Genomic DNA, 11843 nt, shown 5'->3' on the forward strand with positions numbered 1-11843 from the left:
GATTCACGATCGTCGAATCCGACCCCGAAACATATCGCGCCCGTATCCCGCTTGAAATGTCGGCATCTTGTCTCAAATTTGTAATCGTTCATTACGGTCGCGTGCACGCTGCGCGCGCCGTGTCCGGTAAGACTGACCGGTCATGAAGTTGCGACCCGACTCGTCGGACGGAATCGCGCGGCTCGCAAGGGTCGCCACAGGCGCTGCAAGCCACGCCGCACGGCGGCTCCGGCCGCGTGCAATTGCAATTTGCAACAAATGCACGATACGCGAGGGGCGGGTTTTCGCTACATTGCTTCCATGCGACGTGCATGTCCGCCGTTGCCGACAGGGGCGCATAAAATACCGCTCCAGCAGGAGAATCGAAGTGAAAAAGCTCATTCCGTTCATCGCCGCCGCCGCGCTGGGCTTGGGTGCCGCAAGCGTCGCGCAGGCTCACGTGTCGATCGGGGTCGGCATTGGTATCCCGGTCGCACCCGCGTATCCCGTCTATGCACCGCCGCCGCCCGTGTACTACGCGCCGCCGCCGCCCGTCTATTACGCACCGGCACCGGCGTACTACGCGCCGCCGCCCGCCGTGGTCGTCGGCGGCTATGGTGGCTACTACGGCCGTCCGTACTGGCGTCACGGTTACGGCGGCTGGGGCCATCACGGCTACTGGCGTCGCTGATTCGTGCCGCGCGGCCTAGCCGCGCGTGGCAAAACGGCGCAACGTCCCGCGAGGGGCGCTGCGCCGTTTTTTCTTTGGAGTCGCTGCCTGACCTCGGTGAACTACCCGGGCAAGCCGGCTGCGATTACACCGCGTGCACGATCAGGTCGCGGTAGCCGCCGACGATCACGCTGTACGAGAAATACGCGAACAGCAGCGCCGACGCGATGTGACACGCGCGCATCAGCCCGGCGCCCGCGCGCTTGCGGCCCTGGCTCGCGAGCGTGCACATGAAGAGCGTCCACGCGAGGCCGCCGAGGAAAAAGCCCGACAGGAACACCGACGCGGTGGCCGGCGTGGTCGCGCCGGCTTTCGCGATCAGCGCGCCGCCGACCGCCGCGAACCACAGGATCGCGCTCGGCGACGACATCGCGAGCAGCATCCCGCGCAGGAAACTGCGCCGCGCGCTGGCGCGCGGCTGCGGGGTGTCTTCCGCATCGTCGCCGGCCGCCTTGGCTGGCGTGAGCGCTTCGCGCGCCATCTTCCACGTGAGGAACAGCAGCACGGCGCCGCCGCCGATCCACACGATCCAGCGTACCGGCTCGAACTGCAGCAGCACGGCCATCCCCGCGAGCGCGAGCGCCGCATAGACGAGATCGCCGACGCACGAGCCGATGCCGAGCCAGAAGCCCGGCCGGAAGCCGTGCGACAGCGTCAGCGACAGCATCGCGACATTGACGAGGCCGATGTCGAGACACAGCGACAGCGACAGAAAGAAGCCGTCGGACAGCATGGAGGCGGGCGGAAAGGTCATCTTCGTTGTTCTTGTAGCGATGGCAGTCCACGGGCCGGCAGGTGCCGGCCGCATGGCATCAGAGGCCGATCTCCTGCCAGAGCCGGTCGACGCGCGCCTTCACGGCCGCATCCATCTCGATCGGACGGCCCCATTCGCGGTTGGTCTCGCCGGGCCACTTGTTGGTCGCGTCGAGCCCCATCTTTGAACCGAGGCCGGCCACCGGCGACGCGAAGTCGAGATAGTCGATCGGCGTGCTGTCGACCATCACGGTGTCGCGCACCGGGTCGACGCGTGTCGTGATCGCCCAGATCACTTCCTTCCAGTCGCGGATGTTCACGTCTTCGTCGACGACCACGATGAACTTCGTATACATGAACTGCCGCAGGAAGCTCCACACGCCGAACATCACGCGCTTCGCGTGGCCCGCGTAGCTCTTCTTCATCTGGACGATGGCCATCCGGTAGCTGCAGCCTTCGGGCGGCAGGTAGAAGTCGGTGATCTCGGTGAACTGCTTCTGCAGCAGCGGCACGAACACCTCGTTCAGCGCGACGCCGAGCACCGCGGGCTCGTCGGGCGGCTTGCCTGTGTAGGTCGAGTGGTAGATCGCGTCGCGGCGCATCGTGATGCGCTCGACGGTGAACACCGGGAACCACTCCTGCTCGTTGTAATAGCCGGTGTGGTCGCCGTAAGGGCCTTCGAGCGCGTGCTCGTACTTGGCCGACGCGTTGCCGGCCGGACGCGGCGGTGCGCCGGCCGGAGCGGGGGCGGGCGCGCCTTCCTGCGGATAAATGAAGCCTTCGAGCACGATCTCCGCGCGCGCGGGCACCTGCAGCGTGTCGACGCCGGGCGTCAGGCACTTCGCGAGCTCCGTGCGGCTGCCGCGCAGCAGGCCGGCGAACTGGTACTCGGACAGCGAATCGGGCACGGGCGTCACCGCGCCGAGCGTCGTGGCCGGATCGGCGCCGAGCACGACCGCGACCGGATACGGCTTGCCAGGGTTCTGCAGCGCGAATTCGCGGAAGTCGAGCGCGCCGCCGCGATGCGCGAGCCAGCGCATGATCAGCTTGTTGCGGCCGATCAGCTGCTGGCGGTAGATCCCGAGGTTCTGCCGCGACTTGTTTGGCCCGCGCGTGACCGTCAGGCCCCACGTGACGAGCGGCCCCGCGTCGCCGGGCCAGCAGGTCTGGATCGGCAGCCGGTTCAGGTCGACGTCGGCGCCTTCCCAGACGATCTCCTGGCACGGCGGCGACGACACCGACTTCGGCGCCATGTCCCACACGGCCTTCGCGAGCGACAGCAGCTTGCCGGCGTCCTTCAGGCTCTTCGGCGGATCGGGTTCCTTCAGCGCGGATAGCAGGCGCCCGAGATCGCGCAGCGAGTCGAGCGCGGCGTCGTCGCCCGCATCGACGCCCATCCCGAGCGCGACGCGCCGCGGCGTGCCGAACAGGTTGCCGAGCACCGGGAAGTCGTAGCCGGTCGGCGCGTTGAACAGCAGCGCAGGGCCGCCGGCGCGCAGCACGCGGTCGCACAGCTCGGTCATTTCGAGCACGGGCGACACGGGCTGCGTGACGCGCCGCAGTTCGCCGAGCGCCTCGAGGCGCTGGATGAAATCGCGTAAGTCTTTGTATTTCATGAAGATGGTCCGGGCCACCCGCAAGGCGGGCAGCGATGGGCGGGCGCAGCGGCCGGCTGCGGCCCCGAATCGACCGACGATTTTACCCGTGCAGCCGCATGCCCGCCCGGCGGAGAAAAAAGTCGACCGCGCGCAAACCCCCTACGGCATGGGGCTGGCGATCTGAAGAGCGCCTGTAAATTACTTTTTGTTATGATTTCAAGGTTTTATAGTGTTGACGATCTATAAAACCCTGCTAGAATCCGCTCACATTGGCTGCAGGGTAAAAGGCTTCGAGCCGCCAATCACCGATCTTTGACGCAGCGCGTCACCGTCCGCCGAAACCTGCACGGCGTATCCGACGGCCTTTAGTTGTAGTCACAGCCAGCGCCCCCAGGACGCTGGTTTTTGCGTGGGTGCCACCGCGTATGCCCGCCTCGCCCAGTGTGCGAAGGTGCCGGCCCTCTTACACCGTGGCCTCGAACGGTACTTATACCGTTTCCCCGATGCTTGCGCGCCCCAACCAAAGCGTGCGGCGTCGTGATTCCGCGGCGCGTTACCTGTCTCGCCATCGAGCTGAGCGAGCCGCACGAGTCATGTTCATGGGAGATGATCTGAATGAACGCTTGGTTATCGTGGCGTCCTAGTGAGCAGCATGCGCAGTTCGTGCGCAGCATGCTGCGTCGCGGGACGCGTGTCAGTCACCATCTATTCAGCGTTGTCGGCTGTCTCGCTGTCGCAGTTGCGCTTGCACTGTGGCTGCTGCCAACCGTCCGCGGCTCGCTCGCCGCGAAGCTGATGCCGGTCGTATCCGCGGCCGTGCAAGCCGGCCCGGCCCGTCTGCTGACCGGCCATCCGCTGCCGAACTTCGCGCCCGCCGGCGCGCAGCCGAAGCAGGAAGACAACGGCCCTGAAACGGACGCGCTTGCGGTCGGCCTCGACGTCGCACCGGAAGCCGCCGCCACGCAGGGTGATGCGTCCAACGGCCCGTCGCCCGTCGCGCTTGCGAAGCTGATCCCGACCCAGCGCGTGGCGGCCGATGCGCGTGACGACCGTGCGCTCGCATCGAATCGCGAACAGGCGCTCGTCGCGACCTACCTGTCGCGCCGTTACCGCGTCGCGCAGGAGCCGCTCGGCCAGCTCGTCAAGGCTGCGTTCCAGACCGGTCGTGACGTCGGCCTCGATCCGCTGCTGCTGCTGTCCGTGATGGCAATCGAGTCAGGCTTCAACCCGTACGCCGAAAGCGGCGTCGGCGCGAAGGGGCTGATGCAGGTCATGTCGAAGGTCCATTCCGACAAGTTCGAGTATTTCGGCGGGACCGATACCGCACTGCAGCCGCTCGCGAACCTCCAGGTCGGTGCGCTCGTGCTGAAGGACTGCATCGCACGTGGCGGCTCGCTCGCGAACGGCCTGCGCATGTACAACGGCTCGACGAACCCCGAAGACAATGGCTACAGTTCGAAGGTGATGGCCGAGCGCGGCCGCCTGCGCGACGTGTCGCACGGGCGTAGCGTGCCGGTCAATGCGCCGCAGGCGCCGGCGAAGCCGATCGTCACGGCCGCCGCCATGACGGCAGCAGCAGGCGGTGCGAAGCGCGTACATGCGACGCTCGAAACCACGACGTCGGCGAAGTCGACGGCAGCGAAGGAAGCCGCATCGCAGGACGACGCGAGCGTCGATACCGCGAAGCAGTCGCACGCGGATCATTCGGAGCTTGGCGCGTAACGTGCGGCGGTAACATACCGCACGGCTGCGGCCGGCAGGAAATGAAAAAGGCACCCGATCCGGGTGCCTTTTCTTTTTGCGGTGTGCGGAGAAGCCGCCGCACCGGCCGCGTGTCAGTGCTGCCCGAACAGCGTCGCGAGCCGTTCGACCGCTTCTTCGAGCCGAGAGTAGGCCGTCGCGTAGGACAGGCGGATATAGTCACGCGGCGCATGGACACCGAAGTCCAGGCCGGGCACCAGCACGACTCCCGCGTCGTGCAGCATCGCCGTCGTGAGCGCGGCGCTGTCGCCGGCCGCCGGGTGGGCGACGCCGCCGCAGTGCGCATACACGTAGAACGCGCCGTCCGGCATCACGGGCACCGTGAAGCCGAGCCGTTCGAGCGCCGGGGCGATGAAGTCGCGGCGGCGCTTGAATTCGAGCCGGCGCGCTTCGTAGATGTCGAGTGCGGCCGGCTCAAAGCACGCGAGCGCCGCGTGCTGCGCAAGCGCGGACGGGCAGATGAACAGGTTCTGCGCCAGCTTCTCGAACGTGCCGACCAGCGTAGGCGGCACGACCAGCCAGCCGAGCCGCCAACCCGTCATGCTGAAATACTTGGAGAAGCTGTTCACGGTGACGACGTCGTCGCCGAACGACAGCGCCGACACGGGCGCCGCGTCGTAGCTGAGCCCCTGGTAGATCTCGTCGACGATCGTGAAACCGCCGCGTGCGCGCACGGCTTCGACGATGCGTTTCAGTTCATCCGGCTCGAGCGACGTGCCGGTCGGGTTCGACGGCGAGGCGAGCAGCACGCCGCGCGTGCGGTCGCCCCAGCGCGTGCGAACGTCGTCCTCGGTGAGCTGGAAACGGGCGTCCGGGCCGCTCGGCACGAGCACCGCGCGGCCTTCGGCCGCCGCAACGAAGTGCCGGTTGCACGGATACGACGGGTCGGGCATCAGCACCTCGTCGTCGCGCCCGACGAGCGCGAGGCACGCGAGCAGCAGCGCGGCCGACGCGCCGGCCGTCACGACGATCCGTTCCGGGCTGATCGTGAGGCCGTAGGCGCGCGCGTAGTGCGCGGCGATCGCCTCGCGCAGCGGCGCAATGCCGAGTGCGCTCGTATATTGCGTGACGCCGCGGCGCAGTGCGGCCGCAGCTGCTTCGACGACCGGCTCCGGCGCAGTGAAATCCGGCTCGCCGATGCCCATGTGGATAACATCGCGCCCGGAAGACTCGAGACGCTGTGCCTCCTTCATCAGTTCCATCACGTAGAAGGGCTGGATCGCGTCGACGCGTGCGGCGAGTTTGACGAGCGAATCGGTGGCGGTATTCATCGGGCGGGCAGGGCGAGGGAGGCGAGACAAAAGAAAAAACGGGCGCATGCGCGCCCGTTCAGGACCAACGGAATCAGCCGTTGCGGCGCGCCTGCGTTTCGGCGGGGCGCAGCTTCGCGGCGAGCTTGTCGAGCACGCCGTTCACGTACTTGTAGCCGTCGGAGCCGCCGAACGTCTTCGCGAGTTCGACAGCTTCATTGATGATCACGCGGTACGGCGTTTCGACGTGGTGCGTGAGCTCGAACGTCGCGATCAGCAGCACCGCGCGTTCGACCGGCGACAGCTGCTCGATCGGGCGGTCGAGCGACGGCGTCAGCGCTTCGACGAGCGTGGCGTGCTCGCGGATCACGCCGTGCAGGATGGCTTCGAGCAGATCCTTGTCGGCCTTGTCGTAACCGAGCGCGCCGCGCAGTTGCGCGTCGATCTCACCGGAGGACGCGTTCGACAGCAGCCACTGGTACAGCCCCTGCGTCGCCAGCTCGCGCGATTGTCGGCGGGCGCTCTTCTTCATGCGCGCTCCTCTTCGTCGTCTTCGTCTTCTTCTTCCTCGTCGTCGTCGCCGAGCTGGTCGAGCGCCATCGTCAGGTTGGCCATCTCGACAGCGACACGTGCGGCGTCACGACCCTTTTCGGTCATGCGCGCGACGGCCTGCTCGTCGTTTTCGGTCGTCAGGACCGCGTTCGCGATCGGCAGGTTGAAGTCGAGGCCGATGCGGGTGATGCCCGCGCCGCTCTCGTTCGACACGAGTTCGAAGTGGTAGGTCTCGCCGCGGATCACCGCGCCGAGTGCGATCAGCGCGTCGAACTGGCCGCTTTCCGCGAGCTTTTGCAGCGCGAGCGGGATTTCCAGCGCGCCGGGCACCGACACGAGCAGCACGTCTTCACCGGTGACGCCGAGGCGTTCCAGTTCCTCGACGCACGCGTCGGCGAGGCCGTTGCATACGGGCTCGTTGAAGCGCGATTGCACGATGCCGATACGCAGGCCGTCGCCTTCGAGATTCGGTTGGTATTGTCCGATTTCCATGATCTTGTCCGTGGTGTGGATGAACGGTTATAGGGCGAAAGCGTCGTGGCGGGTTACGCGTTGGACGCCGGGCAGGACTTGGCTTCGCCGCCGGGCATCGGAATGAAGCCCGTGACTTCCAGGCCGTAGCCGGACATGCTGCCCAGCTTGCGCGGATTCGACAGCACCTGCATCTTGCCGACGCCGACATCGCGCAGGATCTGCGCGCCGATGCCGAACGTCTTGAAATCAACCGGCCGGCGCTTGAGCACAGCGGCCTTTTCTTCCTCGTCGAACGCCTTGAAGACGTCGATCAGGTGTTCCTTCGTGTCGCCGCAATTGAGCAGCACGATCACGCCGAGGTCGCGCTCCGCGATCTCGCGCATCGCGGCGTCGAGCGTCCACGAGTGCGTCGACACGCCCGTTTCGAGCAGGTCGAGCACCGACAGCGGCTCGTGCACACGCACCGGCGTATCGGCACCGGGCGACGGTTCGCCGCGCACCAGCGCGATGTGCGGCGAGCCGCTCGGCTGGTCGCGGTACAGCACTGCGCGGAACGTGCCGTGCGCGGTCTGCATCGTGCGCTCGGCGATGCGCTCGATGATCGATTCGGTGCGGCTGCGGTACTGGATCAGGTCGGCGATCGTGCCGATCTTCAGGTTGTGTTCCTGCGCGAATTCGATCAGGTCGGGCAGGCGCGCCATCGTGCCGTCGTCCTTGATGATCTCGCAGATCACCGCGGCCGGCGTGAGGCCCGCGAGCGCGGTGAAGTCGCAACCGGCCTCGGTGTGGCCCGCACGCACGAGCACGCCGCCCGGCTGCGCCATGATCGGGAACACGTGACCCGGCTGCACGATGTGCTCGGGGCGCACGTCGTGCGCGACCGCCGTGGCGATCGTGTGCGCACGGTCGGCGGCCGAGATGCCGGTCGTCACGCCTTCGGCCGCTTCGATGCTGACCGTGAAGGCGGTGCCGTACTGCGTACCGTTGCGGTAGGTCATCAGCGGCAGGTGCAGCTGCTTGCAGCGTTCCTGCGTCAATGTCAGACAAACCAGGCCGCGGCCGTACTTGGCCATGAAGTTGATCGCTTCCGGCGTGACGAATTCGGCGGCGATCACGAGGTCGCCCTCGTTTTCGCGGTCTTCTTCGTCGACCAGGATCACCATCCGGCCGGCTTTCAGCTCGGCGATGATGTCGAGCGTGGAGGCGAGCGTCATAAGGGGGCGAGAAAGAGGAAAGTGCGTATTTTACGCCAGCCGGACGGCGTTTCGGCTGGCATGCGCCGCGTGCCACCGGCGAGCGCTCCGGAAAGCGCTCCGACCGGCCTGCGCGGCAGGCCTGGCGGGGCCGCCGCGTGGTACCTGCACGCGGGTGCGGGGCGGTGGGCCGGGCTTCGCCCGGCCGCGCGTCAGGCTTGCTGGTCGCGCCCGCCCAGGTAGTCGAGCTTGCCGAGTTCGACACCGCTGTGGCGCAGGATGTCGTACGCGGTCGTCACGTGGAAGAAGAAATTGGGCAGCACGAAATTCAGCAGGTACGACTGGCCGGTGAACTCGATCGGGCCGACGCGCATCTTCAGCACGATCTGGCGCGCCTCGCTGCCGTCGATCTGCGCGGCGTCGAAGCTTTTCAGGTAGTCGATCGTCTTCTGGATGCGTGCGTGCAGTTCGTCGAAGGTCTGCTCGACGTCCGGGTAGCTCGGGATTTCGACATCGGCGAGGCGCGCGGCGCAGCCCTTGGCCGTATCGGTCGCGATGTAGACCTGGCGGACGAGCGGCAGCATGTCCGGGTACAGGCGGGCGCCGACGAACACCGACGGATCGATCTGTTTTTCGGCTGCATGCGCCTGCGCCTTGCCGAGGATGTGCTGCAGGTTGGTCAGGCCACGGATCAGCACGGGCAGCGAAGCCTGGTACATCGAGATGGACATGGGGACGACTCCTTGAAGAAGAGGGGCGGCCGGTATGCGGCACGTCGTGCGTTGCGGCGTTGAAACCGCTGTCGACGCATCTTAGCGCGGCGGCATGACCCGTGCGCGTCGTTGGCCATTCGGCCAGGTATCTGCTGAGCGACTGACCGGTGGATCCGACACGGTCGTCCCGATTGCACCGAAATACCGCGCCTCGCCGGCATCACGCGTCGATCCGCAAAAAGTCGTATCATGAAACACGAAACATGAAATATGACGTAACGGAGACCCCATGATCGAACTCGACAGCGCCGCGTCGGCCGTCCTTGCCCGGCTGGCGTCCTTCGGCCAGGAAAACGATGCGCAGGCGGACGACCGCAGCCGCAAGATGCTCAACCTCGAGCCGGCCACGGCCGAACTGCTGTACCTGCTCGTCACCGGCGCGCGGCGCAGGCGCGTGCTCGAGATCGGCACCTCCAACGGCTACAGCGCGATCTGGCTCGCCCATGCGCTGCGCGAAACGGACGGGCAGCCGCTCGTCACCGTCGAGTGCTCGCCCGACAAGGCCGAGCAGGCGAGGGCCAACCTGCGCGCGGCGTCGCTGCAGGACTGGGCGCAGGTGATCGAAGGCGATGCGACGCAGGTCTGCGCGGCCGTGACGGGCCCGTTCGACTGCGTGTTCTTCGACGCCGACCGCGTGAGCGCACCGCAGCAGCTCGCGCACCTGTTGCCGAAGCTGACGGCCGACGCACTGCTCGTCGCGGACAACGCGCTGTCCCATCCGGACGAAATCGCCGGCTATCTCGCCGCGGTCGACGCATCGCGGCAGTTCGACACGACGATCGTGCCGGTCGGCAAGGGGCTCCACATCGCATGTCGCCGGCGGTTCGCATGACGCGGGCCACACTCGAGCGCACGACACTGGGGCGCGACGCGTACGGGGCGATCCGCGAGATGCTGGTCGACGAAGCGCGCTTCGCGGCGGGCGAGAAGATCAGCATCGAAGCGCTGTCGCGCGATCTCGGCATCAGCCGCTCGCCCGTGTGGGCGGCGGTCTCGCGCCTGGAAGCCGAGGGGCTGCTGCAGGTCGTGCCGCGGCAGGGCGTGTTCGTCATCGCGTTCGACCGCGCGCGGATCGTGGCCATCTTCGAGGCGCGGGAGGCGCTTGAAGGGATGGCCGCGCGTCTGGCGGCGCAGCGCATGACGCCCGACGATCGCGCGGCGCTGGACGAAGCGCTGACGCGACAGGCGAATGCGGTCGACACGCGCGACGGCGACGCGTACCGCATCGCCAACCTCGATTTCCACCACGGGCTGCTCGCGATCGCGCGCAACGCGACGATCGAGACGTCGCTCAGGGCGCTGTATGCGCAGGTGCAGACGATGTGTTCGGGCGGCGCGAGTCCGATGGACGACTGGGCACGACTGGGCGGGAATGTCGCCGAACACCGGCAGGTGTTCGACCTGATCGCGAAGCGCGATGAGGAAGGTGCGGAGCGCGCGGCGCGCGAGCATGTGCGGCAGTTGCTCGGGACGATTCTGGCGCGCGCGGGTGGCGGCGACACGAAGGGCTGAGCGCGGGCGGGAATCGTCGCCGCTGGCCGTGCGATTCACACGTCGACCTTGCCGCCGACGGCGCGGCCTCTTGCCGGTTTGCGCAGGCGCGCAGCGGGGAGGGCGTACCGGGTTTCGGCTTGTCGCTCAACGCAAGACCGATCGGCCTTTCACGACCCGTTTGACCGAGTCGGCGGCATGCTGCCACCATGACATGCCGACGCGCCGCCGTTCGAGCCACGCATGGTCATGCAGCGCCACCGCCGTCCACTGCTCGGCGTGCGTGCGAAAGCGCGGCACGCCGAAGCGCTCGGGCGCGTCGAACAGGTCGAGATACGCACGTCTGTAGTGCTCGACGAGCGTGCGATCGTCATAGTGCGTTTCCATCCAGTGGCGCGACGCCTGCCCGACCTCGTCGCGCAGGTGCTTGTCGGCGAGTAGCGCGCGCAGCACCGGCTCTGCCTCCTCGAGCCGCACGTCCACCCACGGCAGCTCCGTCGCCCCGGTCATCGCGCGTAACTGTGCCTGCACGCGCGCATCGAGATGCCCGAGGGTGGGCTTGCCCTGCGACAGCGATTCGAGTCCGCTCAGGTGATAGTTGCCGGTCACGCATTCGTCGACCGCGAGCGCGGCGCACTGTTTCAGACGCAAGCACGCGTCGTGCGGCGTGTCGACGATCGTCCGCACGCGGCACAGGCCCTTGCGCTCGAGCCGGCGCAGCAAGGTCAGCGTTTGTGGCGCGCCCTTGGTTTCCCAGCGCGTCTTCCACGCGCTGCGGCTGCCGCTCGGCGAGTAGACGACCACGGGCGGCCCGTCCTCGGATTCGGGCCCCGGCAGGTAGCGTGCGTCGTGAATGGGCACGAGATTCGGCACCACGCGCGCGAACGGATAGTAGCGCTCCGGCCCCTGCGCGATCACGAGTTGCGGGATCGGCTCGGTGACGATGCGCGCGAGCCGGTCGGCATCCTGCCCTGCCCACAGCGACGGCGCGGAGTGGTACTGGCGAATGAGCTTGCGTGCACCGAAGCGCTGGGGCAAATCGGCGCCGAAGGTCTCGTCGAACGAGAAGTGCTGGTGCAGATGGATGACGTCGGCGGCGTCGATGGCTGCCAGCGCGACGTCGCGCTGCGTGTGCCAGTCGATATCGACCGCGAACGTGCGCGCGCCATAGGCCGACGCGTTGAACACCACGTGGCGCGCTTCGATGTCGGTGTGCCGGTTCAACGCGGCGACGATGTTGCCGGGGCTGCCTGCCACGGGCGTATTCGAGATATGGACGACACGCATGC

The 11843-nt window shown here is 67.3% G+C and carries 13 protein-coding genes; 5 read left to right on the top strand and 8 right to left on the bottom strand.

What is annotated here, in order from left to right; genetic code table 11:
- The first annotated feature begins 367 nt into the window (after positions 1-367).
- A complete protein-coding gene (locus tag LGN19_RS22560) occupies positions 368-670 on the top strand; it encodes a hypothetical protein (protein WP_122944684.1) in 303 nt (100 codons plus the stop codon).
- A 124-nt stretch (positions 671-794) separates the two neighbouring features.
- On the opposite strand, the gene LGN19_RS22565 is transcribed toward LGN19_RS22560, so the two are convergent.
- Both LGN19_RS22565 and LGN19_RS22570 read right to left on the bottom strand, forming a co-directional pair.
- Positions 795-1463 (bottom strand): LysE family translocator, encoded by a 669-nt coding sequence (locus LGN19_RS22565; RefSeq protein ID WP_089445105.1) that lies wholly within the window; start codon positions 1461-1463, stop codon positions 795-797.
- A gap of 58 nt (positions 1464-1521) precedes the next feature.
- Positions 1522-3078 (bottom strand): UbiD family decarboxylase, encoded by a 1557-nt coding sequence (locus LGN19_RS22570; protein ID WP_011351231.1) that lies wholly within the window; start codon positions 3076-3078, stop codon positions 1522-1524.
- Between LGN19_RS22570 and LGN19_RS22575 the strand changes: the two genes are divergently transcribed.
- Both LGN19_RS22575 and LGN19_RS22580 read left to right on the top strand, forming a co-directional pair.
- Positions 3050-3244, top strand: a complete 195-nt coding sequence (locus LGN19_RS22575; RefSeq protein WP_174976944.1) for a hypothetical protein — start codon at positions 3050-3052, stop codon at positions 3242-3244. The genes LGN19_RS22570 and LGN19_RS22575 overlap by 29 nt on opposite strands.
- Positions 3245-3675: 431 nt before the next feature.
- The gene (locus LGN19_RS22580) at positions 3676-4782 is read left to right on the top strand and encodes a transglycosylase SLT domain-containing protein (RefSeq protein WP_122944685.1); all 1107 of its coding nucleotides are present in this window, start codon (positions 3676-3678) and stop codon (positions 4780-4782) included.
- Positions 4783-4895: 113 nt separating this feature from the next.
- Here LGN19_RS22580 and LGN19_RS22585 read toward each other — a convergent pair whose 3' ends face one another.
- From LGN19_RS22585 to LGN19_RS22605, 5 genes are all read right to left on the bottom strand, one after another.
- A complete protein-coding gene (locus LGN19_RS22585; protein WP_174957092.1) occupies positions 4896-6092 on the bottom strand; it encodes a pyridoxal phosphate-dependent aminotransferase in 1197 nt (398 codons plus the stop codon).
- 73 nt (positions 6093-6165) lie between these two features.
- The gene (gene nusB, locus LGN19_RS22590) at positions 6166-6603 is read right to left on the bottom strand and encodes a transcription antitermination factor NusB (RefSeq protein WP_043181698.1); all 438 of its coding nucleotides are present in this window, start codon (positions 6601-6603) and stop codon (positions 6166-6168) included.
- A complete protein-coding gene (ribH, locus tag LGN19_RS22595) occupies positions 6600-7115 on the bottom strand; it encodes a 6,7-dimethyl-8-ribityllumazine synthase (protein ID WP_089450082.1) in 516 nt (171 codons plus the stop codon). Before ribH ends, nusB begins: the two co-directional genes overlap by 4 nt.
- Before the next feature lie 53 nt (positions 7116-7168).
- Entirely contained in the window at positions 7169-8311 is a 1143-nt protein-coding gene (gene ribBA / locus LGN19_RS22600; RefSeq protein WP_122944687.1) for a bifunctional 3,4-dihydroxy-2-butanone-4-phosphate synthase/GTP cyclohydrolase II, read from the bottom strand.
- A 191-nt stretch (positions 8312-8502) separates the two neighbouring features.
- A complete protein-coding gene (locus LGN19_RS22605; RefSeq protein ID WP_122944688.1) occupies positions 8503-9021 on the bottom strand; it encodes a DUF1993 family protein in 519 nt (172 codons plus the stop codon).
- Positions 9022-9292: 271 nt separating this feature from the next.
- Between LGN19_RS22605 and LGN19_RS22610 the strand changes: the two genes are divergently transcribed.
- Complete coding sequence (locus LGN19_RS22610; protein WP_226217197.1) at positions 9293-9895, top strand: O-methyltransferase; 603 nt, start codon at positions 9293-9295, stop codon at positions 9893-9895.
- Positions 9892-10575, top strand: a complete 684-nt coding sequence (locus LGN19_RS22615) for a GntR family transcriptional regulator (RefSeq protein ID WP_226217199.1) — start codon at positions 9892-9894, stop codon at positions 10573-10575. Before LGN19_RS22610 ends, LGN19_RS22615 begins: the two co-directional genes overlap by 4 nt.
- 126 nt (positions 10576-10701) lie before the next feature.
- On the opposite strand, the gene LGN19_RS22620 is transcribed toward LGN19_RS22615, so the two are convergent.
- On the bottom strand, positions 10702-11841 hold the full coding sequence (locus tag LGN19_RS22620; protein ID WP_226217200.1) for a hypothetical protein: 1140 nt from the start codon (positions 11839-11841) through the stop codon (positions 10702-10704).
- Between the last annotated feature and the right edge of the window lie 2 nt (positions 11842-11843).

The sequence above is a fragment of the Burkholderia sp. AU30198 genome (assembly GCF_020419825.1).
Classification (GTDB): Bacteria; Pseudomonadota; Gammaproteobacteria; order Burkholderiales; family Burkholderiaceae; genus Burkholderia.

Bases quoted from the DNA above. Each gene is read 5' to 3' on its own strand.
- LGN19_RS22565 (WP_089445105.1), bottom strand. From the start codon at position 1,463: ATGACCTTTCCGCCCGCCTCCATGCTGTCCGACGGCTTCTTTCTGTCG.
- LGN19_RS22575 (WP_174976944.1), top strand. From the start codon at position 3,050: ATGAAATCGCGTAAGTCTTTGTATTTCATGAAGATGGTCCGGGCCACC.
- LGN19_RS22570 (WP_011351231.1), bottom strand. From the start codon at position 3,078: ATGAAATACAAAGACTTACGCGATTTCATCCAGCGCCTCGAGGCGCTC.
- LGN19_RS22580 (WP_122944685.1), top strand. From the start codon at position 3,676: ATGAACGCTTGGTTATCGTGGCGTCCTAGTGAGCAGCATGCGCAGTTC.
- LGN19_RS22585 (WP_174957092.1), bottom strand. From the start codon at position 6,092: ATGAATACCGCCACCGATTCGCTCGTCAAACTCGCCGCACGCGTCGAC.
- nusB (WP_043181698.1), bottom strand. From the start codon at position 6,603: ATGAAGAAGAGCGCCCGCCGACAATCGCGCGAGCTGGCGACGCAGGGG.
- ribH (WP_089450082.1), bottom strand. From the start codon at position 7,115: ATGGAAATCGGACAATACCAACCGAATCTCGAAGGCGACGGCCTGCGT.
- ribBA (WP_122944687.1), bottom strand. From the start codon at position 8,311: ATGACGCTCGCCTCCACGCTCGACATCATCGCCGAGCTGAAAGCCGGC.
- LGN19_RS22605 (WP_122944688.1), bottom strand. From the start codon at position 9,021: ATGTCCATCTCGATGTACCAGGCTTCGCTGCCCGTGCTGATCCGTGGC.
- LGN19_RS22610 (WP_226217197.1), top strand. From the start codon at position 9,293: ATGATCGAACTCGACAGCGCCGCGTCGGCCGTCCTTGCCCGGCTGGCG.
- LGN19_RS22615 (WP_226217199.1), top strand. From the start codon at position 9,892: ATGACGCGGGCCACACTCGAGCGCACGACACTGGGGCGCGACGCGTAC.
- LGN19_RS22620 (WP_226217200.1), bottom strand. From the start codon at position 11,841: ATGCGTGTCGTCCATATCTCGAATACGCCCGTGGCAGGCAGCCCCGGC.